The following is a 22521-nucleotide window of genomic DNA, read 5'->3' on the forward strand; positions in this document are numbered from 1 at the left end:
GACGAGCCGGTGGGGACCTCGCGGTATGCGGCTCAGACAGCGGCGGGCTGCGCCGCCGTGTCCGAGGCGCAGCAGGCGCTCTCGGTCACCTTCTCCAGCTGCGGCGAGTCGGCCTTGACCGTGTAGACCTCCCACGGCTCGTCGCCGGGGCCGCGCACCCAGACCTTGTCCTGGAGCGCGTAGCAGCACTCGGTGTCGTTCTCCTCCAGGGTGATCAGGCCGGACTCGGTGAGCCGGCTGGTCGCGGCGTTGACCTCCTCGGTGGTGGACACCTCGACCCCGAGGTGGTCCATCACCGTCGGCAGGCCGGGCTCACCTTCGAGGAGTACGAGCTTCAGCGGCGGGTTCTCCACCGCGAAGTTGGCGTAGCCGGGGCGGCGCTTGGCCGGCTCGACGCCGAACAGCTTGCTGTAGAAGGCCACGGAGCCTTCGAGGTCGGACACGCGCAGGGCGAGCTGGACGCGGGACATGTGGACTCCCTGCCTAGATGTTTATCGAAGCAGGACCAACTTTGCCTTCTGTTTTGACGCGTGTCAACCTAGAGGAATGTCGAAACAAGCGCTGCCGCGACTGAAGCCCTCGCCTGCCTGACCCCGACGGCTGATCAAGGAGTTTGTGTCATCCAGAGCCGGTGAGCCGGACACAAACTCCTTGATCAACGGCGTGCGGGTGGGGCGGGGCGAGGGCCGGGGCGGGGCGAGGGGTGAGCGGTCAGGGTTTGGGAGGGCGGCGGTTCTGGCCGGGGCTGCCCTGGATCGCCTCCCAGACGCTTCGGCCCGCCTGCCGGAGTGCCTGTCCGGCCTGCCCCGCCAGCTGCGCCGCCTCGGCGGCGGCGCTCGCCGGCTGGCCGGTTCGCTCCGAGCCGCGCTTCTTCTCCCCGGACCGGTCGGCCGACGAGCCCTCGCCGGCGCCCGGCCCCGATCCGGCGGCACGCTCGGACTGCGCCTTTCCCTCCCGCCCGGCGCCGGACGACGGTGACGGCTCCGCCCGTCCGGCACTGGGCGGCTCGGTCCGCCCGGCATTGGGCGGCGGCTCGGTCCGCCCGGCACCGGGCGCCGGTGACGGCTTCGGCCGGTCGCCGCTGGACGACGGTGGCGGTTCCGGGCGCCGGGCGCCGGCTGCCGGCGAGGACTTATCGCGATCACCACCGGCCGCCGGTGGCGACTCCGTCCGGGCCGGGCGCTGGGGCGGTTCGGGTGCCTCGATCGGGCCGGACACCGCAGGGCCAGCCCGGTCGACCACCTCACCGGCCGCCGGCGCCGCCCGGTCGACCACCGCCGGAGCGGTGCGCCCGACCACCTCGCCGGCCGCGGCCACCGTACGTCCGGTCTGGTCCACCACCGGCGCGGCGACACGGTGCACGTCCTCCAGGGCGACCCCGGCCGAGCGGGCCAGCGCGTCGATCAGCTGGGGGTTGCGGTCGATGGTGGTCAGCGCCCGGTCCAGGATCTGCACCAGCTTCTCCAGCCGTACCTTGAGCAGCGCCTCGGCGCGCACCCCGGTGATGTCCAGCTCGACGCCCTCCAGGTGCACCCGGACTCCGGCGTCGAGCTGGAGCAGGTTGGCCAGCCGGGCGCGCAGCGACAGGTCGGCGTCGAGCCCGTCGACCGTGAGCCGGATCTCGTCGACGGTCAGCTCCGGCACGTCCAGCAGGACGTCCGGCTCCGGCTCCGCGCCGGCCGGCGAGGTGGGCCGCTCGTAGCCGGGGTCCGGCACTGGTTCGGTCGCTCGGCTGTCGCTCATGCTCCCCGCTCTCCCATCGGTCCGGTCGGCGGCGCTTACCCGCTTTCCGGTGCGGCATCCGTCGCGCCCCGGCCATCGACGACACCCGCTCCGTCCGCGCCCGCACGGAAGCGCCGCCGGCACCTCACGGAAGCCCTCTCAGCGCCGCGCGGATGCGCCGAACGGCGCCTCCCGTGGGCCGTCGATCCCGCCGGATGCCGCTGTCGGGAACCGGAGTTCCCGGTGTCCGGAAGCGGGCGGTACGGAAGCTGCACACCGAGACATGAGCCGGTATGGTCCGGACCTATGGGACAGGAGATGGCCGATCCGGATGAGGTCCGGCAGGAATCCGACCGCTTCTCCCTCCGCAGCAGCCTGCTCGTCCCGGCGTCCGCCGAGCGGGCGTACGCCGTCTTCACCGGCGCGCTCGCCGACTGGTGGGTGCGTGAATACACCTGGTCCGGCCCGGATGCGCTCGCCGCGATCGGCATCGAGCCGCGGGCCGGCGGCATGCTCTACGAGATCGGCCCGTACGGCTTCCGCAACGACTGGGGCCGCGTGCTGACCTGGGATCCGCCTCGGCGCCTGGTCTTCACCTGGCAGATCGGCCCGGACCGGGTGCCGGTGCCGGATCCGGCGCGGGCCAGCGAGGTGGAGGTCCTGTTCCACGCCGACGGTCCGGAGCGGACCCGGGTGGACGTCGAGCACCGCTACTTCGACCGGCACGGCAGTGCGGCCGAGGGCTACCGCGAGGCGCTCACCGCGGGCTGGCACGAACTGCTCTGCCGCTACCTGGCGACCGTCGCCCGCACCGCCTGAGATCGGTCAGCCGGCGATACCGGGCGCCGCGCCGCTGCCGGCCACGCCGGTGCCGCCCAGGTCGGCCCGGCGGCCGGCGTCCGCGCCGGAACCGAAGCCACCGCCCGCCAGCCGCCGTCGCGGGGCGGTGCGCAACCGGGGGTACGCCTCGGCGACCCGCCGCTGGACGCGATCGGAGCGGTCGGCGAGCACCAGTGCCGTCGAGGGTCCACCCGCCTCCGCCACCGCTTTGCTCTCGGCCGCGCGCAGTCGTTCCGCCACGACGTACGCGAACCCGGCCAGCCAGGTACGCCGGAACGCCGCCGGATGGTTCCCGGCCGGTACGACGGCACCCGCCAGCCCGTGTGCGGCCTGCACCAGCAGCGAGGTGAACAGCAGCTCGACCCGTTCCAGGTCGCTGGCGAAGCCGAACAGGTGCATGACGAAGCCGTTGCCCTGCCGGCGGCGTACGCATCGGCAGCGCAGCGGTTCGGCGACCGCCGCGAGCAGGCCGGCCTTGTCCCGGGCGTACGGCGCGACCACCTCGACGGTCCGGTCACCGACCGGGTCGACGGCCGGGTCGCGGGCGGCGAGCAGCGCCCGGTCGACGCCGTAGCGGGCGATCAGCTCGGTGGCCTTGGCCATGAAGGCGGCCGACTCGGCGGGCGTGCACGCCGGGTCCTCTGCTTGGGCGAGCAGCTTGCGCACCTTGCTGAGCATCGCCTCGGACATGCACCCAGAGCTACCACAGCCGGGGCGCGGGGCGGCGCGCCGGGCTCAGTCCGACCGGCTGCGCAGCGTGGCGATGGTCGAGCCGGCGAGGGTGAGCAGGCAGTCGGGCAGCAGCCCGTCGGCCGCGGCCGCCCCGAACAGGGCCTCGCCGGTGTCCGCGTCGTCGTTGGCGCAGGCGCTGACGAAGCGGGCCACCCAGCGGGTGTCGTAGTCGGCCTGGTCGATGCCGGGGAAGTCGAGGGCGGCACCGCCGCCCGGGGTGTCGTCGCCGAGCATGGTGGCGGCGAGGCACCACGCCACTCCGTACGCCCCGGCGAGGCCGGAGCGGTCCACCACCGCGTCGAACGTGCCCACCACGCCGGCACCGTCACCGGCGAGGGCGGAACGGAGCACGGCGGTCGCGTCGTCGAGCGTCTGCTGTGCTTCGTCGTTCACCCGCGGAACAGTATCGCCGGGGGTCAAGCGGTGACCAGGAAACGGCCCGTCGACCACGCAGAGTGATACCCGCAGTCGGGGTGCCGACGGAGGCGACTCCACAGTCCCGCACGCTGCGCGAGCACGCTAAGGTGCGCAGCGGACCTTCGCCGGAGGAAGGACGACCATGCTGAGAACACGCACGTCGCGCGCGGCCCTGTCCATGGCCTGCGCGGCGCTCCTGCTCGCCACGAGCGCCTGCGGGAGCGACGAGCCGGAGGAAACGCCTGCCACCCAGGTACGCCTCTACGGCACCGACGGCAACATGCTCAATTCGTACCCCGCGGAGCTCAAGGACCGGGCGGACCTGGTGAACGGGATGAAGGGCACCACGCCCCTTACTCCGCTGGCCGAGAGCTTCAAGGAACGACTACTCGCCGTAGACCCGAAGCTGGGTGACTTCCTCTACTCCGCCGAGTCGTACGACGCGGTCGTGATCAGCGCGCTGGCCGCCCAGCTCGCCGGTTCCACGGCGCCGGCCGAGATCGCCGAGCAGATCGTCGGGGTGACCACCGGCGGCGAGCGCTGCGACGAGGTGGCGGCCTGCCTCCAGCTCGCCCGCGCGGGCCGGGACATCGAGTACCGGGGTGTGTCGCTGACCCGCGCCGGGTTCACCGACAACGGCGAGCCGGCGACCGCGAGCTACGGCACCATGCACTTCGACAACCAGAAGATCGACGACAGCAAGACCGAGTTCGTCGGCGCCGGTGAGGAGTCGGGGGCGAGCACCAAGACGCCGCCGCGTGGCCGCAAGCTGCGGGACGGGAAGGCGAAGGACGCCCCGCTGGTCCTCGGCGGCCTGCTGCCGAAGACCGGTGACCTGGCGCTGGCGTACCCGCCGCTGGCCGCCGGTGCCGCGCTGGCGCTCCGCGAGGTCAACGCCGCCGGTGGGGTGCTCGGCGAGCCGGTGAAGTGGATCGAGGGCGATGACGGCACCAACCCGGAGGTCGCCAAGGCCACGGTCGCCTCGCACGTCACCAAGGGCGTCCAGGTCTTCATCGGCGCGGGCGGCTCCGGCATCTCGCGCGCGGTGCTGCCGGACGTGGTGGCCGCCGGCCGGATCCTGTTCTCCCCGTCGAACACCGACGCGGGGCTGAGCGCTGTGGACGACAAGGGCCTCTACTTCCGTACCGCCCCGCCGGACAGCCTCCAGGGTCGCGCGCTGGCCGACGTGATGCTCCGGGACGGGCCGCGCAAGATCGCGATCCTGGCCCGTAAGGACTCCTACGGCGAGGGCCTCCAGGAGAACGTCCGCTCGGAGCTGGAGAAGGCCGGGATCGGCGCGGACCGGATCAAGCTGCTCACCTACGATCCGCCGGCCGACCCGAAGACGCCTGTCGACTTCACCGGCACCGCCAAGGAGATCAAGGCGTTCGGACCGGAGGCGCTGCTGCTCATCGGCTTCGCCGAGTCCGCGCCGGCGATCACCGCGCTGGACGACGCGGGAGTCGACATCAAGCACTGAGCCGCACCGACGCGAAGGGCCGCACCGGAGGACACCGGTGCGGCCCTCGTCGTTCGGCTCAGCGTGCCCGGCGCCGGTCCAGGAACTCGGTCATCCGCCGGTGCTTCTCCTCGTCCTCGAAGAGCACCGCCTGGCTGAGCAGGTCGAGCTGCGGGTGCGCGGCCGCCGGGGCGTCCACCGCCATCTTGGTCAGCCGCAGCGCCAGCGCGGAGCCCTTGGCCATCTCGTCGAGCAGGCCGTGCGCGGTGGGCAGCAGTTCGTCCGGGTCGGCCACCACCCGGTTCACCAGCCCGATCCGCAGCGCCTCCTCGGCGTCCACCCGCCGGCCGGTGAACAGCAGTTCCTTGGCCCGGGCCTCACCGATCAGCGCCGGCAGCCGGTAGGTCGCGCCGGCGCCGGCCAGGATGCCCAGCCGCACCTCGGGCTGGCCGAACACCGCGCGGTCCGTGCACACCCGGAGATCGCAGGCGTACGCCAGCTCGGCGCCGCCGCCCAGCGCCGGCCCGTCGACGGCGGCCACAGTGGGCATCGGCAGCGCCCGGATGCGGGCGAAGACGCCCTGGTTGATGGCGGCCAGCGCGTCCAGCCGGCCGCGTTCGCGGAGCTGGGCGATGTCGGCGCCGCCGGCGAAGATGCCCGCCGTCCCGCCGGTGAGCAGCAGCAGCCGGGGACGCACCTCCAGGTCGGCGCAGACCGCGTGCAGCTCGCCCACCAGGTCGACGTCGATGGCGTTGCGCTTCTCCGGCCGGTCCAGCGTCACCACGAGCCGGTCCGGCCGTTCCTCGATCCGCAGCCCGCTCATTTCTTCACGCCGTCCTTCCACGTGTAGAAGCCCTGACCCGACTTCTTGCCCAGCTTCCCGGCGGCGACCATCTCGACGAGCAGCGGCGGCGGCGCGAAGCGGTCCCCGTACGCGGCCTGGAGCGTGCGCGCGATGTCGAGCCGCACGTCCAGCCCGACGAGGTCGGTCAGCTCCAGCGGGCCGATCGGGTGCCGGTAGCCGAGCACCATCGCCTTGTCGATGTCGGCCGGGCTCGCGACCTCGTCGGCCACCATCCGGATCGCCTCCAGGCCGAGCGTGACGCCGAGCCGGGAGGTGGCGAAGCCGGGCATGTCGCGTACGACGACTGGGTCCTTGCCCAGCCGGGCGGCGAGCGCGACGGCCGCCTCGGTGGTCGGCGGCGCGGTGGCCGGGCCGACCACGACCTCGAGCAGCGCCATCGCCCACACCGGATTGAAGAAGTGCAACCCGACGAAGTCGGCGGGACGTTCCAGCCCGGCGGCCAGCTCGGCGATCGGGATGCTGGACGTGTTGCTGCCCAGCAGCGCGGGCCGGCGGCTCTCCGCCTCACGCAGCACGGCGCGCTTGAGGTCGAGCCGCTCGGGCACCGCCTCCACGATCACGTCGGCGCCCTCGGCCACCTCGGCGAGCCCGGCCCGGAGCGTGACGCGCTCACGGTTGGCGGTGGCGGCCTCCTCGGTCAGCTTGCCGCGCTGCACGCCCCGGTCCCACAGCTCGCCGAGCCGGCGCAGCGCCTCGGCGCCCCGGGCGGGGTCGACCTCGACCAGTTCGACCGCGTACCCGGCGCCGGCCGCCACGTACGCGATGCCGAGGCCCATGGTGCCGGCCCCGACGACCACAAAACGACCACTCATCGACGTCCCCTCGCCGCGGCGGGGGCGCGCGGGGTGTCCGCCGCCGGGCCCGTCCGCTCGCTCGTTCCTGCATGCGACCCTATGCATGGCCGGGCCGCCGGGGATGCGTGGGGGCGGAGCGGACGGGGTAAGGACGGCCGTCAACGCCGAAGGAAGGAACGAGATGAGCCAGGCACCGGAGAGCGCGGAGAGCACCGAGACGGTCGAGACCCGCGGCGACGAGCGGGTGGACCTGCTCCGTGCGGACACCAACAACGACGGCAAGACCGACGTCTGGGTGGTGGACACCGACGGCGACGGCAAGGCCGACCTGTTCCAGTTCGACACCGACGGTGACGGCAAGGTGGACATCACCATGGTGGACATCGACGAGGACGGCACGCCGGACGAGGTGGTCGACGGCGACGGCGGGCTGCCCCCGGAGCAGACCACCCCCACCGTCCAGGTCTGAGTGGTGCGCCGGAGCCGCCGGGGATCCCGGCGGCTCCGCCGCTCACCGCAGGGTCAGCGTGGCGAGGTAGTAGGGGTGGTCGGTGTCGTCCACGTCGGTCAGTCGCCACGGTGAGCCGTGGACCAGCTCGGCGAACTCGTCGGGCGAGCAGACCAGGTAGTCGAACCACTCGGTGCCGAGCAGCCGGTAGCGCAGCCGCAGGCGCAGTTGCCCGCCGATCCGGCCCCGCCGGCGGTTGCGCTCGTGGTAGGCGGTGTGCACCGGGTCGGTGGTGCCGTACGGGTCGGTGCCGTGGGCGATCACCCGGGCGCCGGGTCGGGCCAGCGCGGCGAGCGCGGCCAGCATCGCCGGGGCGCGTTCCCGCCCCTCGAACAGCCCGAGATTGTTGCCCAGCAGCAGGAACGTGTCGTAGCGCGGCCCGTCGGCGGCGTGCTCGTCGACGGTGCCGTGCACCAGGTCGCGTACGCCCCGGTGGCGGCTGACCCGCAGCGCGCCGAGCGAGGTGTCCAGCCCGGTGACCGGCACGCCGCGCTCCTGGAGGTGCAGCGCGATCCGGCCGGCGCCGACGCCGACGTCGAGCACGTGCCCGCGTACCCGGTCCACGGCCCGGTGGTCGTGCGGCTGCCACCGCTGCGGCGGGTCCAGGTAGTGCTCGGCCGGTGCCCCGTTGACGAGCCCGTCGTCGCGCTCGATGATCTCGATGACCGGGCGGGGCAGACGGCCGCCGGCCATCGGGCGCGGTCCGATCCCGGTGGCGACCGCGTACGCGTCGCGGATCATCTCGCCGAACACGTCGCCGATCTCGGGTTCCCCGGTCATGCCCGCAACGCTATCCGGGGGTCGGCGGCGCCGTCGCCGCCGTATCCTTGGCGGCGTGACCGACCTGGACCGCCTGGCGGCGGAGAAGTACGTCCTGCTCACCACGTTCCGCAAGGACGGCCGGGCGGTGCCGACTCCGGTGTGGGCGGTGCGCGACGGTGACGGGCTGGCGGTGTGGACGGTGGCCGACTCCGGCAAGGTGAAGCGCATCCGGCGCGACGGTCGTGTGACCGTGGCGCCGTGCGACGTGCGCGGCCGGCCGCACGGTGAGGCGGTGCCGGGCCACGCGACGATCGCCGACCCGGAGAGCACGAACCGGGTCCGGGGGCTGCTCAAGCAGAAGTACCGGCTGATCGGGCGGCTGAGCCTGCTGGGCAGCCGGCTGCGCCGGGGTGAGCGCGGCACCGTGGGGCTGCGGATCGTGCTGGACGGCCCCGGCCCCGGACGCGATTAAGGGCGGCGCCGCGACGGCACCGCCCTTGATCGGAACGCCGGAGAACGCCGGTTCGTCAGTCTCCCTGGCGCTGCTGGGGGATCTGCCCCTGCAGCAGGGCCCGAACCTCCGACTCGCGGTAGCGGCGGTGGCCGCCGAGGGTCCGGATGGCACTGAGCTTGCCAGCCTTCGCCCACCGGGTCACCGTCTTCGGGTCGACACGGAACATCGACGCCACCTCGGCCGGTGTGAGTAGCGGCTCAGGTTCGTGCGTTCGCGATGCCATCGGGGTCACTCCTCCACATGTATAGACATCGGCCGGGGTCCCGCCGGCCGACGCGTCTCCCATGGTCCGGCTAGTCCCCGATGTCCGACATGGGCCGAACGGCTGAAGGTCGCTAGACGGACGGATGAACCATGCCCGATTTTTACGACTTTTATGCCGCAGAAAGTACCTTATTCGGACTCATGATCACGGTTCGTGACGCATCAGCTACGAGACACTCTCGTGTCCAAGGCCACTTAGCGGGGCAAACCGGGCGTCAGTTGCAGCGCTCCAGCAGCTGCACCGCGCGCCAGCGGGCGACCAGCTTGTCGTACGCGGCGGACGCCTCCTCGGCCTCGCCCCGGCCCAGTCCGGACAGTCCGGTGGCCACCAGCTCGGTCGAGTCGTCGGCTTCGAGCGTCTCGTCCGGCAGCAGTTGCACCAGGCCGCCGTAGTCCAGCTCGACCACCGAGCGCGGGTGGAACTCCTCCAGCCACCGGGCCGCCTCCTCGACCGCCTCGGTGATGGGCGCCTCGCCGATCGACTTGCGCAGCACCGACAGCGCCCGCGACGCCCGGCGGCGCGCCTTGGAGATCTCGGTGCGGTAGCGCAGCGCCCGCCGCGCCGGCTCGGTCACCAGGTGCCGCTCGCCGGCCTCGAACAGCACGAACCAGCGCAGCGGCACGCCCCAGGTGGCGATCTGCTCGTGCACCCGGGGCACCCCGTGCTCCAGCACCCGGGCACCGCTGCGCCAGTCCTCCACCACGGCCTTGGCCTGCCCGGCGAGCACCGGCGGCACGAACGCGTCGGCCAGCACCGAGGGCACGCCGTCGCGGGCGCTCAGCGCCGCCTCGGCGACCCGGATACGCAGGTTCCACGGGCAGACCAGCAGCGCGTCGTCGGACTCCAGGACGTACGCCTCGTCGGGCAGGTCGGGCAGCCGGGTCCAGCCGGCCCCGAGCGCCTCGATCACCGCGGTCCGCTGCCGTACCGGCCCCTCCAGCGGAGCGATGGCGCGGCCCTCGCTGACGTACCGGCGCCAGTACGACTGCCGGTCCCGGTCGAAGGCGGTGAGCGGCTCGTACACGCGCAGGTATGAAGCGAAGAGCGACGGCACGGCGCGATCCTCCCACGAGACGGGACCGCCCGTCGCCGCCCTCGGGCCCGTGGCGTGACATGCGCGACAGTACGGTTCGGGCCGATATTAGGCTCAACGACACCGGCAGCATCCCGCCGGCGTGCCACCAGGTTCCGCGCCCCACAAGGGCGCACACCGACACAGGAGTCAGCCATGGGCGTATTCGCCAGTACCGACGACCCCGTCTCCACAGGGCATGAGCAGGTCGTGTTCTGCCAGGACAAGCAGTCCGGCCTGAAGGCGATCATCGGGATCTACTCCACCGCGCTGGGCCCCGCGCTCGGCGGCACCCGGTTCTACCCGTACGCCAGCGAGGCCGAGGCGCTCGCCGACGTGCTCGACCTCTCGCGCGGCATGGCCTACAAGAACGCCCTGGCGAACCTCGACCTCGGTGGCGGCAAGGCGGTCATCTGGGGTGACCCCGAGCAGATCAAGAGCGAGGCGCTGCTGCGCGCGTACGGTCGCTTCGTCGAGTCGCTGAACGGCCGCTACTACACCGCCTGCGACGTGGGCACCTACGTGGCGGACATGGACGTGATCGCCCGGGAGACCCGCTACGTGACCGGCCGCAGCGTGGAGCACGGCGGCGCGGGCGACTCCTCGATCCTCACCGCCTGGGGCGTGTTCCAGGGCATGCGGGCCGCCGCCGAGCACGTCTGGGGCAGCCCGACGCTGGCCGGCCGCCGGGTCGGCGTGGCCGGGCTGGGCAAGGTCGGCAAGTACCTGACCGCCCACCTGCTCGACGACGGCGCCGAGGTCGTGGCGACCGACGTCAACCCGCGCGCCCAGGAGTGGGCGCGCACCACCCACCCGCAGGTCACCCTGGTCGACGACACCGAGGCGCTGGTGGCCTCCGACATCGACGTGTACGCCCCGTGCGCGCTCGGCGGCGCGCTGAACGACGACACCGTGCCGGTGCTGCGGGCGAAGGTGGTCACCGGAGCGGCGAACAACCAGCTCGCCCACCCGGGCATCGAGAAGGTGCTCGCGGACCGGGGCATCCTCTACACGCCGGACTACGTGGTGAACGCCGGTGGCGTGATCCAGGTGGCCGACGAGATCGACGGCTTCAACTTCGACCGCGCCAAGCTGCGCGCCACCCGGATCTTCGACACCACCCGGCAGATCCTCCAGCTCGCCGACGACGAGGGCGTGCCGCCGGCGGTCGCCGCGGACCGGCTCGCCGAGCGCCGGATGGCCGAGGTCGGCCGGCTGCGCACGATCCATCTGCGGTGAAGCTCACCTCCGGGGGCGGGGCGGTGCTCCACCCCCGGAGGCGACGCGCGTTAAGCTGATTCTCGGGCTTGTTCGTACCGGTATGTCCGGTGTCACGGCCAGCCCCGGGGCTTACCCCTTACCCGGTACACTTTGTGACGGCTGGACCACTGCGACGCGCAGGTCCGGTCGACGGTGACCCGAGGTGCCGAACGATGGCATCCCCATGTACCGTAAGAGCCACGAGAGATGCCTGACGTCATCGGGGCCCGCCTTCGGGCTGCCCCGCATTCTGTGCGAGGGGGTCGAGCCATGGGGCGCGGCCGTGCTAAGGCCAAGCAGACGAAGGTGGCCCGGGAGTTGAAGTACCACTCCCCGAACACCGACCTAACCGCCTTGCAGCGCGAACTGGCGGGTAGTGGAAAGTCTGAGCACAACTTCGACGACGACTACAAAGAGTATGTCGACGACGATGACGAGGACCACGCGGACGACGACCCGGACACCTGGGCTCGTCCGACCCGCTGACCTCCGGTCACATCTGAGCACGCGGTAACCCCCGCGTGCTCACGCATGTGCTCTGCTGAGCCGGCGTACGACCGACGATCAGGGACCTGCCGCCCCGGGGCGCACGCTCCGACGCGCCGGCAGGTCCTTGATCGCGGAACCGTCCCTCAGCGCGGCCGGTTGTTCCAGTTGTAGAACGTCGGGATGTTCTCGAAGTGGTTCCACGCGCAGACCGCGTGAGCGCCGTCCCCGCCGGACACCTCCGCCCGCAGCAGCCGCGCCGCCTCCGCCTCGTGGAGCAGAGCGGTAAGCCCCGCAGCGGCGTCCCGCACCCGGTCGGCGACCGCCTCCCGGTCGGTGTCACTGATGGTCTCGGGCATGCTCCAACACTCCCTCCAGTAGGCGGATCTTGCTGTTACGGCAGTGCTCGGTCTCCGTACCGTCGAAACGCCCCAGCTCGAAGTAACGGTTGGCGGCGTGCCCGCCGCCGCAGAACCCGAAGTACGCGCAGGACGCCCGGCACGCCTCCACACCGGTGAGGAACTCGCCCACCCACGGTGTGCCGGCCGCGCCGGCGAGGATGTCGCGCAGCGGCGTGGTGAGCACGTTTCCGCTGGTGAAGTCGCCGTACCGGGCGTCGGTGAAGCCGGCCAGCTCCGGCGAGAGCACCACCACCGAACCGTCGTGCCCGACCGTCGGGATCGGGTCGAGGCTGCGGGGCAGCAGGTCGTCGGCGGTGCCGGCCAGGACCGCGCCCGCGTACCGCAGCGACCACTCCACCTCACGCAGGTGGATCCGCGGATCGCGGCGCCACGCCGCCACCAGCTCCGCCCAGAACCCGGTGACGGCGCCCTCGTCGCGGGCGTTCGTCCGGGTGTTGACGCCCTCGGTCTCCTCGATGTTGACGCCGAGCACGTCGCAGCCCAGATCGAGGAAGTAGTCGTACAGCTCGGTCGCCAGTCCCGGCTCCGGCCGCGAGACCACAGCGAGCGCCGAGAACGGCAGGCCGTGACGGCGCAGCGCCGCCACGCCCGCCACGATCCGGTCGTACGCGGGCCGCCCGCCCCGGGTGACCCGCTCGCCGTTGCGCGTCCGCGGCCCGTCCACGCTGACGCTGACCCGCACCCGGTGCTCGGCGAAGAACGCGCACCAGGCGTCGTCGATCAGCGTGGCGTTGGTCTGCACGTGGTGCTCGACGTCGGGCCCGAACGGCGCCAGCAGCGCGGCCAGATGCTCGCGGCCGGCCGCGAGCGGCTCCCCGCCGTGCCAGACCACGGAGAAGCGGCCGCCCGCCGCCCACGGGTTCACCGACGCCGCCACCGCCTCGGCGACGGCCACCGGCATCCGCCTGTCGGCCGCCCGGAAGGGGAGGTAGCAGTAGGCGCAGTCGAGGTTGCACAGCGTCGTCGGCTGCATCACCACGTACGACGGGACGGCGGCGATGCCCCGCATCCCTTCGGGCGTGCGCGCAGCCATCAGCACCTCCCCCGCCTGCCTGAAAACCGAACCTCCAGGCTAGGCCGCGGCGACCGCTCGGGTGAACCCCCGATCACGTGCCCGGCCGATCGGCGCAGGGTGATCAGCCTCGGGTGTGCTGACCGACCATCTGCACGTTGCCGGACCCCTCGATGATCTCGCCGGCCTGCCAGGCGTCCACGCCCCGGCCGGTCAGGGTGGCCAGCGCGCGGTCGGCGTCCTCGGCGGAGACGATCGCGAACATGCCGACGCCCATGTTGAACGTCGCCTCCATCTCCGGGTCCTCGATCCGGCCCTTGGACTGGATCAGGTCGAAGATCGGCTGCGGCTTCCAGGTGGAGCGGTTCACCACGGCGTCGACGTTCTCGGGCAGCACCCGGACCAGGTTGCCGGGGATGCCGCCGCCGGTGACGTGGGCCAGCGCCCGCACCTCGGCCTCGGCGATCAGCTTCAGGCAGTCCTGCGCGTAGATCTTGGTCGGGGTGAGCAGCTCCTCGCCGAGCGTCCGCTGGCGGCCGAAGTCGTCGATCACCACGTCCAGACGCATCCGGCCGGCGCCCAGCAGCACGTGCCGGACCAGCGAGTAGCCGTTCGAGTGCAGGCCGGACGAGCGCATGGCGATCACCACGTCGCCCACCTCGACCCGCTCCGGGCTGAGGATCTCGCTCTCCTCCACCACGCCGACGCCGGTGGCCGAGATGTCGTACTCGTCTGGGCGCAGCACGCCCGGGTGCTCGGCGGTCTCCCCACCCAGCAGCGCGCAGCCGGCGTACCGGCAGCCGTCCGCGATGCCCGCGCCGATCTCGGCGACCTTGTCCGGCACGACCTCGCCGGTGGCGATGTAGTCGAGCAGGAACAGCGGCTCGGCACCGCAGGCCACCAGGTCGTCGACGACCATGGCGACCAGGTCGATGCCGACCGTGTCGTGGATGTCGAGCTGCTGGGCGATCACCAGCTTGGTGCCCACGCCGTCGGTCGAGGAGGCCAGGATCGGGTTCTTGTACTTCTTCGTGTCCAGCCGGAACAGGCCGGCGAAGCCGCCCAGGTCACCCATGACCTCGGGGCGCCGGGTCTCCTTGACCTTGGACTTGAGCAGCTCGACCGCGCGGTCGCCCGCCTCGATCGACACCCCGGCGTCGGCGTACGAGACCGAGCGTTTGCGCTGCGTCCGGCCGGACCCCGCCGACCAGGGCTGGCGGTCGCCGCCGGCGCCCGTCGGGCTGGATCCTGCGCCGCTGCGCTCGGACACGTGCGTCACGGTTCTCCCCTTTGTGGTTCCCGCGGGCCCGGAGCGGCCGGACCCGCGTCGGTGGTGCTACGGGTGGTGGGTCGGTGTGGCGACGAGCGGACCGGTCGGCCCGGCCGCCTCGGCGGCGACCCGGCGTCCCACTCCTTCGAGCACGTGCTTGCCGATCAGGTTCCCGGCCGGCAGTTCGATCGGGTACTCCCCATCGAAGCACGCCCGGCAGAGCCGGCTCTTCGGCTGCTCGGTCGCGGCGATGAGGCCGGGCAGCGATACGTAACCGAGCGAGTCGGCGCCGATCGAGCGCCGGATGCCCTCGTTGTCCAGCCCGTTCGCGAGCAGCTCGGCGCGGGTGGCGAAGTCGATGCCGTAGAAGCAGGGCCAGCTCACCGGCGGCGAGGAGATCCGGACGTGGACCTCCAGCGCGCCCGCCTCGCGCAGCAGCCGGACGATCGCCCGCTGGGTGGTGCCCCGCACGATCGAGTCGTCCACCACCACCAGGCGCTTGCCGCGGACGTTCTGCCGCAGCGGGTTCAGCTTCAGCCGGACACCGAGCGCGCGCAGCGTCTGCGAGGGCTGGATGAACGTGCGCCCGACGTACGGGTTCTTCATCAGGCCCTGGCCGTAGGTGATGCCGGATTCCTCGGCGTAGCCGATCGCGGCCGGCGTGCCGGACTCCGGCACCGGGATCACCAGGTCGGCCTCGACCGGGTGCTCCTTGGCGAGCTGGCGGCCGATCTGCACCCGCGCGGCGTGCACGTTGCGGCCGGCGATGGTGGCGTCCGGCCGGGCGATGTACACGTACTCGAAGAGGCAGCCCTTGGGCTCGGGCGAGGCGAACCGGCTGGACCGCAGGCCGTTCTCGTCGATGGCGATCAGCTCGCCCGGCTCGACCTCGCGGACCACGCTCGCGCCGACGATGTCCAGCGCGGCGGTCTCGCTCGCCACCACCCAGCCGCGTTCGAGCCGGCCGAGCACCAGCGGGCGTACGCCGTGCGCGTCACGCGCCGCGTAGAGCGTCGACTCGTCCATGAAGACGAAGCTGAACGCGCCGCGCAGCTGCGGCAGCACCTCCAGCGCGGCCGCCTCGACCGACAGGTCGGGCCGGCTCGCGAGCAGCATGGTGACCAGCGAGGTGTCGTTGGTCGAGCCGTCGGAGTCGAGCCCGCGCACGGCGGCCTCGCGCTGCAACTCGGCGGTGTTGACCAGGTTGCCGTTGTGCGCCAGCGCGATGGTGGTGCCGGCGCTCGTGGCCCGGATGGTCGGCTGGGCGTTCTCCCAGGTCGAACCGCCGGTGGTGGAGTAGCGCGCGTGCCCGATCGCGACGTGCCCGCGCAGGCTCGCCAGCGTCGGCTCGTCGAACACCTGGGCGACCAGGCCGAGATCCTTGTAGACCACGACACCGGAGCCGTCGCTCACCGCGATGCCCGCGGCCTCCTGACCGCGGTGCTGGAGGGCGTAGAGCCCGAAGTAGGTGAGGTTGGCGACCTCTTCACCCGGCGCCCAGACGCCGAAGACGCCGCACGCGTCCTGTGGGCCGGGTCGCTGGGGGTCAAGGTCGTGGCTCAGCCGGCCATCGCCTCGGGGCACCTGCCGCTCCCTCGCAGTGGGGTCTGGACTGGCCTGGCGGAGTCGGGGGGTCAGCTCCGCACGCATGGGCCGGGACCGTCGTCGGGTCTCAGTGTACGCGACCAGCAGTCGATACCGACAGTCACGAAGCGTCCGCTCAGCGTGAGCAGAGTTTGCGCCGCTTGAGGCCTAAATGGGGAGGTACGGGGAGAGGTCAGCCCGATTTCCGGACACCCGGACGCGACCCTCAGTGACCGTTTCCGCCCATCCCCGGCGTCCGGTGGCGACCGCCAGCCAGGTCGCCGGATCCATCTCCACCACGTTCGGCGGCGTACCGCGGGTGTGTCGTGGACCACTCACGCACTGGACCGCACCGTAGGGTGGTACGCGCACCTCCACCGATCGGCCGGGGGCGCGATCCGCGAGGGCAGCCAAGAGGGTCCGGACCGCCTCCCGGAGCACCGGCCGTTCGGGCGTACGCCCCTCGTCCAGCGCCGCCAGGGCGGCGAGTACCGCTTCGGAATAAGCGTGCGGAGAGGACACGACGGGACGATACGACCCGGCACAAGGCCGCCCGACGGCGGCCCTGGGTAGAGATGATCCGGTCAGACAAGGCATAGTTGCCGACGGCGTTATTCGTACCGTGAGTGATCAACCTCGGCCGAGCGGCCGGCGGGGAGATCAGACCCGGAAGGCGGTGGACGTGTCAACACACCGACGTGCCTGGAAGCAGCGGGCCGGTGTGGTCGTAGCGCTGGTCTTCGGCGCCCTGCTCACCGTCCCCGCAGCTCCCGCCCTCGCTGCCAACATCATCACGGCGGACAACTCGGTCACGATCGACGCTGGTCGGAGTAGCAGTGTCAACGTGCTCGTCCGCCTCGGCGCGGACGAGACGTCTGCCGACATCGACGTGACCGGCCTGCCGGACGGGGTCACCTGCGGAAACTGCGGTCCTATCGACTTCGGCGGCCAGCAGACGAAGGCAGTGAGCCTCAGCCTGTCGGCAGCCCCCAATGCGCCGGCCGCGAACGGTTCGCAGGCGAGAATCACGGTAACTGGTGACGGCGGCCGTCAACTGCGCGTCACCGTCCGGGCTGCTGCCCCGCCCACGCCCGACCAGCCGCAGACCGTCAAGACGGTGTCCGGCAAGGTGGTCAACGCCGAGGGCGATCCGATCGAGGGCGCCCTGGTCATGCTCCGCGACAGCGCGGGCAAGGAACGCCGCACCAACACCAGCGGCAACGGCAACTTCAGCTTCAGCGGCTCCGAGTCGAACCCGATCGCGCCCGGCCGGATCGACCTCGGTGCCTCCACCGACGGTGCCTCGCCCGTCGCCCGGTCGATCAACGCGAACGCCGGCCAGTCGGTGACCGGCGTCCGGCTCAGCATCCAGCTGAAGGCGTCGGCGAGCCCGAGCGCCAGCCCGTCGGCGAGTGAGTCCGCCCCGCCGTCCGAGGAGCCGCTCGACGAGGAGGCGACCGACACCCCGTCGGCCGAGGCGCCCGCCGCGCAGCAGCCGGCCGCCAACGAGGACTCCGGCGGCTTCGGCTCCTGGCTTCTCATCCTGCTCGGCGGCCTGTTCGTCGCCGTCGGCGTGGGCACCATCGTGCTGCTCTACATGCGCCGCAAGAACGAGGGCGACGACGGTGACGGCGACGGCCCGGGTGGCCCGACCGGTCCGGGTGGTCCCGGCGCGGGCGGTGCGATCCCGGGTGCCCGGGGCGCCTACCACGGGACCGACGACCAGACCCGGGTCGTCAACGGCATGGGCGCCGGGCCGTCCCCGACGATGGTCGGCGGCCCCTCGATCAGCGACGCCCCCACCATGCTCCAGCGGCCGGTCGTGGACGACGTCCCGCCGGACCCGTACGGCGCACCTCCCGGCCCGGCGTACGGCGCCGGTGGCCAGGGCGGCTACGGCTACGGCGACGACGCACCGGGCCAGGGCGGTTACGGCGGCGCGGGCGGCTACGGCAACGCGCCCTCCTCGGGCGGCGGCTACGGCAACGGCCCCTCCTCCGGTGCCGGCTACGGCAGCCCGGACTACGCGGCAGGTGCCGCGGCCGGCGCGGCCGGTTACGCGGCCCAGGGCGCCGGCTACGGCAACGAGCGCTTCGACGAGCCCACCGGCCGCTACACCGGTGACAGCACGCAGTACGCGCCGGCCGCCGACCCGTACCCGACCAGCACCTACCAGCCGGAGCAGGACCGCGGCGGCTACGACCAGGCCGGCGCGGCCCCGTACGGCCGCGGCGCGGAGCAGGGCGACGCTTACGGCGCGGCCGGTGGCTACGGCGGCGCCGCGTCGGGCGGCTACGACAGCGGCGCGACCGGCGGCTACGACAGCACCCGTCAGCAGGGCGGGTACGGCGAGCCCACCGGCGCCTACGGCAACGCCGCGGGCGGTGGCTACGGCGACAACCCGACCGGCGGGTACGGCGACGCCCCGGCATACGGCGGCGGTCGCGCGGCGGGCGGCGGGTACGGCGACGGCGCGACCGGCGGCTACGACAGCGCCCCCACGGGTGGCTACGGCGATGCCCCGGCCGGCGGCTATGACAGTGGCCGTCAGCAGGGCGGATACGGCGACGCCCCCGCGGGTGGCTACGACAAGGGCGCCGGCGGCTACGACAGCGGCGCGACCGGCGGGTACGACAGTGGCCGCCAGGCGGGCGGTTACGGCGACGCCCCGGCCGGTGGCTACGGCAACGCCGGTGGCGGTTACGACGGCGGCCACCAGTCCGGTGGCTACGGTCAGCAGGGCGGCGGGTACGGCGACGGCTACGGCCAGGCCCCGCAGGGCGGTTACGGCCAGCAGGGCGGCTACGGCCAGGAGCCGCCGCCGCAGCAGCGCGGGGGCGGCTACGACAACGCCTACCCGAACGACCCGGCGCAGGCGGGTCGCGCGCGCCCGGAAGGGCAGGCGGACCGTGGCGGACGACGCCTCGACTGGCTGGACGACTGACAGCCACCAGATGTGAGAACTGTGGCCGCCCGCGAACAGCGGGCGGCCACAGTCGTCAGCGAACCCCGCAGGACGGGAGCGGAAGCGGTGCTCAGGCGGGGGCGAAGTAGCCCTGGCGGAGCACCGGCACCACGTCGGAGACACCGACCTCGGTCGCGACCGCGACGTCCTCGGCGAAGCCGCCCTCGGCGAGTTCCCGCCCGGAGACGCATCCCCGGACGGCCGCCGGCACGTCCGGCGTGCTCGCCAGCGCGGCGAGCGCCATCGCGGCCTCCACCGAGAGCCCGCCGGGCACCCCGGCGAGCGCGTCGAGCACACAGGCCGCACCGAGCTGGTCCTCCACGCACGGCCGGAGTGACCCGTCGGGCCAGCGCTCCCCGGCCGCCACCACGCCCACCGGCGCGTCCTTCGAGCCGTACCCCTCGGCGCGCAGCCAGCGCCCGACGGCGGGTGCGTTACGCAGGCACGCCGCGACCACCGGCACTCCGGTGGCGCTCGCGGCGGCGCTGATCGCCGAACCGTTCGGCGACGGCAGCACCAGGTCGGCGACGACCGGCGCGGCCCGCAGCGCCGCCGGGGACAGCGACCACTGGTGCTCCGCCGTCGTCTTCCGGCGGCCCACAGCGGCCACGGCACCCACCCGGCGGGCGTAGTCGGCGGCCTGCTCGCCCCACGGGAACGGGTGCACCCGCATGCCACGGCTCACCGCCACCTCCACGGCGGTGGTGAACGACAGCACGTCCACCACCACCAGGGCGGCACAGACCCGGCCGAGTTCCGCCGCCCCGGTCAGTCCCCAGTCGAACCGGGCACCGGAGCCGGGTTGGGTGAAGACGGCCAAGGCCAGCGCCTCAGCGCTGACCCGGCGCCGGCTCACCGGAAGCCGGACCGTCGGACCCGTCGGCAGCCGCCGACTCGTCCTGGGCCGGAGAGTTCCGTCGACTGCCGCCGTACCGTCGGCCGGCGTCGCCTCGTCGGACGCCGCAGCGGGCGACTCGGGCTCCGCCGCGGCGACGGGCGCGGACGCCTCGGCGTCGGCCGGCGGGGTGTCCCGGCCGGCCTTGGCGATCGGCTCGGCGTCGACCTCGGCCGGGTCCACGCCGACCGGCTGCTCGGCCGTGGCCGGAAGCACAGTGGTCGTCCCGGTACGGGTCGCCTCGACCTCCACCCGGGCCGCCTCGGCAGCGCCGAACAGGCGCGGGAGCGTACCGGTGTGCGCCTCGCGCAGCTCGTCCAGGCCGATCCGGAACTGGCCGTGCACCTCCAGCGCGCCGGAGGCCGGGTCGGTGACGCCGATGAACTCCCACGGCACGCCGCGCTCGGCGCAGAGGGCGGTGAACGCCTTCTCGTGGCCGCGCGGCACCGACACCAGCACGCGGCCGGCGGACTCGCTGAACAGGAAGACGAACGGCATCGAGCCACCGGCGAAGTGCTCCGGCACCACGACCCGGGCACCCACGCCGCGGCGCAGGGCCGACTCGACCAGGCTCTGCGCCAGGCCGCCGTCGGACAGGTCGTGCGCGGAGCTGAGGTGCCCGACCCGGGCCGCCTCGGCCATCAGCTCGGCGAGCTGCCGCTCGCGGGCCAGGTCGACCTGCGGCGGGATGCCGCCCAGGTGCTCGTGGGTCACCCAGGCCCACTCCGAGCCGGACAGCTCGACGTGCGTCTCGCCCAGCAGGAACAGCTGGTCGTGGTCGCCGGCCGGACGCGGCACGAAGCCCATCGGCACCCGGTCGGCGACGTCGTCCAGCACGCCCAGCACGCCGACCACCGGGGTGGGGTGGATGGCCGCGGCGCCGGTCTGGTTGTAGAAGCTGACGTTGCCGCCGGTCACCGGGATGCCCAGCTCCAGGCAGCCGTCCGCCAGGCCGCGCACGGCCTCGGCGAACTGCCACATGACGCCCGGGTCCTCCGGCGAGCCGAAGTTCAGACAGTTGGTCACCGCGATCGGCTTCGCACCGGTCACCGCCACGTTCCGGTACGCCTCGGCCAGCGCCAGCTTCGTCCCGTGGTACGGGTCGAGGCGGGCGTACCGGCCGTTGCCGTCGACGGAGAGCGCGACACCGAGGCCGCTGCGCTCGTCGATCCGGATCACGCCGGAGTCCTCCGGCTGGGCGAGCACGGTGTTGCCGAGCACGTACCTGTCGTACTGCTCGGTGACCCAGGTCTTGTCGGCCAGGTTCGGCGACGCGATCATGCGCAGCACGGTCTCCCGGAGCGCCTCCGGGGTGCTCGGCCGGGGCAGCGTCTCGGCGCGGTCGGCCTGGAGCAGGATCAGGTCGGCCGGCTCGCGCATCGGCCGGGCGTACACCGGGCCGTCGTCGACCAGCGAGCCCGGCGGCACGTCCACCACGAGCTGGTCGCGCCAGGTGATGACCAGGCGGCCCGGCTGGCCGTCCGCCGACGGCGCGGTGACCTCGCCGATGGCGGTGGCCCAGACGCCCCACTTCTCGGCGGTCTTGAGCACCGCGTCGAGCTTGTCCGGCGAGACGACGAGCAGCATCCGCTCCTGGGACTCGCTGGCCAGGATCTCGTGCGGCTCCATCGACGGCTCGCGCAGCGGCACCCGCTCCAGCCAGACCCGCATGCCGGTGCGGGCGGAGGCGGCGGTCTCGGTGAGCGCGCAGGTCAGGCCGGCGCCGCCGAGGTCCTGGATGCCGACGACCAGTTCGGCGTCGTACAGCTCCAGGCACGCCTCGATGAGCAGCTTCTCCATGAAGGGGTCGCCCACCTGCACGGACGGGCGGCGCTGCTCGCTGCCCTCGTCGAAGGTGGCGCTGGCGAGCACCGACACGCCGCCGATGCCGTCGCGGCCGGTCTTGGCGCCCATCAGCACCACGATGTTGCCGGGGCCGGTGGCGTCCTTCTTCTGGAGCCGGTCGACCGGCAGCACGCCCAGGCAGAGCGCGTTGACCAGCGGGTTGCCCTGGTAGCAGGGGTCGAAGACGACCTCGCCGCCGATGTTGGGCAGGCCCAGGCAGTTGCCGTAGCCGCCGACGCCGGCGACCACGCCGGGCAGCACCCGGGCGGTGTCCGGGTGGTCGGCCGCGCCGAAGCGCAGCGGGTCCATCACGGCGACCGGGCGGGCGCCCATGGCGAGGATGTCGCGGACGATGCCGCCGACGCCGGTCGCCGCGCCCTGGTACGGCTCGACGAAGCTCGGGTGGTTGTGCGACTCGACCTTGAAGGTCACCGCCAGCTCGTCGGAGACCCGGACCACGCCGGCGTTCTCGCCGATGCCGGCGAGCAGCCGGTCACTCGGGGGGGCCTTCTCGCCGAACTGGCGCAGGTGCACCTTGCTCGACTTGTAGGAGCAGTGCTCGCTCCACATGATCGAGTACATGGCCAGCTCGGCCTGGGTGGGCCGGCGGCCGAGGATGTGCCGGATCCGGTCGTACTCGTCGTCGCGGAGGCCCAGCTCGGCGTACGGCTGAAGCTCCTCCGGCGAGTCGGCGGCCCGGGGAACGGTGTCCACGCCCAGCGCCCAGTCGTCGGTCGGGCCGGCCTGCGGCACCACGCCCTGCGGCTCGCGCAGGGCCGGGTCCGGATGGGTGGTCATGACGTCTCCTTGCTGCGCTCGCCGCCGGTGCGGC

Annotated in this window: 22 protein-coding genes; 7 read left to right on the forward strand and 15 right to left on the reverse strand. The window is 73.0% G+C overall.

Translation table 11 applies throughout. The annotated features are described in order from the left end of the window. Window positions 1–32: 32 nt before the first annotated feature. The gene (locus M8C11_RS20525) at window positions 33–470 is read right to left on the reverse strand and encodes an ArsI/CadI family heavy metal resistance metalloenzyme (protein WP_252452108.1); all 438 of its coding nucleotides are present in this window, start codon (window positions 468–470) and stop codon (window positions 33–35) included. Window positions 471–711: 241 nt separating this feature from the next. Next, a complete protein-coding gene (locus tag M8C11_RS20530) occupies window positions 712–1743 on the reverse strand; it encodes a hypothetical protein (RefSeq protein WP_252452110.1) in 1032 nt (343 codons plus the stop codon). Between the two features lie 285 nt (window positions 1744–2028). Between M8C11_RS20530 and M8C11_RS20535 the strand changes: the two genes are divergently transcribed. Continuing rightward, the gene (locus M8C11_RS20535) at window positions 2029–2541 is read left to right on the forward strand and encodes an SRPBCC family protein (protein ID WP_175438591.1); all 513 of its coding nucleotides are present in this window, start codon (window positions 2029–2031) and stop codon (window positions 2539–2541) included. Window positions 2542–2547: 6 nt separating this feature from the next. Here the strand turns inward: M8C11_RS20535 and M8C11_RS20540 are convergent, their stop codons facing one another. Together M8C11_RS20540 and M8C11_RS20545 are read right to left on the reverse strand one after the other, a co-directional pair. After that, window positions 2548–3252: a DUF2786 domain-containing protein gene (locus M8C11_RS20540; protein ID WP_252452111.1), complete on the reverse strand. Its 705-nt coding sequence runs from the start codon at window positions 3250–3252 to the stop codon at window positions 2548–2550. A 45-nt stretch (window positions 3253–3297) separates the two neighbouring features. Further along, entirely contained in the window at window positions 3298–3687 is a 390-nt protein-coding gene (locus M8C11_RS20545) for a hypothetical protein (RefSeq protein WP_013283438.1), read from the reverse strand. 166 nt (window positions 3688–3853) lie between these two features. Here M8C11_RS20545 and M8C11_RS20550 point away from each other — a divergent pair, with 166 nt between their 5' ends. Next, on the forward strand, window positions 3854–5191 hold the full coding sequence (locus tag M8C11_RS20550) for an ABC transporter substrate-binding protein (protein WP_252452112.1): 1338 nt from the start codon (window positions 3854–3856) through the stop codon (window positions 5189–5191). A 58-nt stretch (window positions 5192–5249) separates the two neighbouring features. On the opposite strand, the gene M8C11_RS20555 is transcribed toward M8C11_RS20550, so the two are convergent. Both M8C11_RS20555 and M8C11_RS20560 read right to left on the reverse strand, forming a co-directional pair. Continuing rightward, window positions 5250–5993 (reverse strand): enoyl-CoA hydratase/isomerase family protein, encoded by a 744-nt coding sequence (locus M8C11_RS20555; RefSeq protein WP_252452113.1) that lies wholly within the window; start codon window positions 5991–5993, stop codon window positions 5250–5252. Further along, the gene (locus M8C11_RS20560; protein ID WP_252452114.1) at window positions 5990–6847 is read right to left on the reverse strand and encodes a 3-hydroxyacyl-CoA dehydrogenase family protein; all 858 of its coding nucleotides are present in this window, start codon (window positions 6845–6847) and stop codon (window positions 5990–5992) included. The genes M8C11_RS20555 and M8C11_RS20560 overlap by 4 nt, the downstream gene beginning before the upstream one ends. Window positions 6848–7010: 163 nt before the next feature. Here M8C11_RS20560 and M8C11_RS20565 point away from each other — a divergent pair, with 163 nt between their 5' ends. Further along, window positions 7011–7298 (forward strand): hypothetical protein, encoded by a 288-nt coding sequence (locus M8C11_RS20565; protein WP_013283434.1) that lies wholly within the window; start codon window positions 7011–7013, stop codon window positions 7296–7298. 42 nt (window positions 7299–7340) lie between these two features. On the opposite strand, the gene M8C11_RS20570 is transcribed toward M8C11_RS20565, so the two are convergent. After that, window positions 7341–8117: a bifunctional 2-polyprenyl-6-hydroxyphenol methylase/3-demethylubiquinol 3-O-methyltransferase UbiG gene (locus M8C11_RS20570; RefSeq protein ID WP_252452115.1), complete on the reverse strand. Its 777-nt coding sequence runs from the start codon at window positions 8115–8117 to the stop codon at window positions 7341–7343. A 55-nt stretch (window positions 8118–8172) separates the two neighbouring features. On the opposite strand from M8C11_RS20570, the gene M8C11_RS20575 reads away from it, so the two are divergent. Further along, window positions 8173–8571, forward strand: coding sequence for a PPOX class F420-dependent oxidoreductase (locus M8C11_RS20575; protein WP_120572276.1), 399 nt, complete (start codon window positions 8173–8175; stop codon window positions 8569–8571). Between the two features lie 55 nt (window positions 8572–8626). Here the strand turns inward: M8C11_RS20575 and M8C11_RS20580 are convergent, their stop codons facing one another. Further along, entirely contained in the window at window positions 8627–8836 is a 210-nt protein-coding gene (locus tag M8C11_RS20580) for a BldC family transcriptional regulator (RefSeq protein ID WP_007073996.1), read from the reverse strand. Between the two features lie 256 nt (window positions 8837–9092). Then, window positions 9093–9932: a hypothetical protein gene (locus M8C11_RS20585; RefSeq protein WP_121683171.1), complete on the reverse strand. Its 840-nt coding sequence runs from the start codon at window positions 9930–9932 to the stop codon at window positions 9093–9095. A gap of 174 nt (window positions 9933–10106) precedes the next feature. Between M8C11_RS20585 and M8C11_RS20590 the strand changes: the two genes are divergently transcribed. Then, window positions 10107–11189: a Glu/Leu/Phe/Val dehydrogenase gene (locus tag M8C11_RS20590; RefSeq protein WP_252452116.1), complete on the forward strand. Its 1083-nt coding sequence runs from the start codon at window positions 10107–10109 to the stop codon at window positions 11187–11189. Window positions 11190–11480: 291 nt separating this feature from the next. Next, window positions 11481–11696 (forward strand): DUF3073 domain-containing protein, encoded by a 216-nt coding sequence (locus M8C11_RS20595; protein ID WP_013283429.1) that lies wholly within the window; start codon window positions 11481–11483, stop codon window positions 11694–11696. 146 nt (window positions 11697–11842) lie between these two features. On the opposite strand, the gene amcA is transcribed toward M8C11_RS20595, so the two are convergent. From amcA to M8C11_RS20620, 5 genes are all read right to left on the reverse strand, one after another. Beyond that, a complete protein-coding gene (gene amcA, locus M8C11_RS20600; protein ID WP_120572278.1) occupies window positions 11843–12055 on the reverse strand; it encodes a multiple cyclophane-containing RiPP AmcA in 213 nt (70 codons plus the stop codon). After that, window positions 12036–13127: a cyclophane-forming radical SAM peptide maturase AmcB gene (gene amcB / locus M8C11_RS20605; RefSeq protein WP_252452178.1), complete on the reverse strand. Its 1092-nt coding sequence runs from the start codon at window positions 13125–13127 to the stop codon at window positions 12036–12038. Before amcB ends, amcA begins: the two co-directional genes overlap by 20 nt. A gap of 127 nt (window positions 13128–13254) precedes the next feature. Then, window positions 13255–14409 (reverse strand): phosphoribosylformylglycinamidine cyclo-ligase, encoded by a 1155-nt coding sequence (gene purM, locus M8C11_RS20610; RefSeq protein WP_120572279.1) that lies wholly within the window; start codon window positions 14407–14409, stop codon window positions 13255–13257. Between the two features lie 57 nt (window positions 14410–14466). Then, window positions 14467–15984: an amidophosphoribosyltransferase gene (gene purF / locus M8C11_RS20615; RefSeq protein ID WP_091414138.1), complete on the reverse strand. Its 1518-nt coding sequence runs from the start codon at window positions 15982–15984 to the stop codon at window positions 14467–14469. Window positions 15985–16152: 168 nt separating this feature from the next. Then, window positions 16153–16506, reverse strand: a complete 354-nt coding sequence (locus M8C11_RS20620; protein WP_128137042.1) for a sterol carrier family protein — start codon at window positions 16504–16506, stop codon at window positions 16153–16155. A 160-nt stretch (window positions 16507–16666) separates the two neighbouring features. On the opposite strand from M8C11_RS20620, the gene M8C11_RS20625 reads away from it, so the two are divergent. Next, the gene (locus tag M8C11_RS20625) at window positions 16667–18928 is read left to right on the forward strand and encodes a carboxypeptidase-like regulatory domain-containing protein (RefSeq protein ID WP_252452118.1); all 2262 of its coding nucleotides are present in this window, start codon (window positions 16667–16669) and stop codon (window positions 18926–18928) included. Window positions 18929–19019: 91 nt separating this feature from the next. On the opposite strand, the gene purL is transcribed toward M8C11_RS20625, so the two are convergent. After that, complete coding sequence (gene purL / locus M8C11_RS20635) at window positions 19020–22487, reverse strand: phosphoribosylformylglycinamidine synthase subunit PurL (RefSeq protein ID WP_374668794.1); 3468 nt, start codon at window positions 22485–22487, stop codon at window positions 19020–19022. Between the last annotated feature and the right edge of the window lie 34 nt (window positions 22488–22521).

Source organism: Micromonospora sp. CPM1, from assembly GCF_023896895.1.
Lineage (GTDB): Bacteria > Actinomycetota > Actinomycetes > Mycobacteriales > Micromonosporaceae > Micromonospora > Micromonospora tulbaghiae.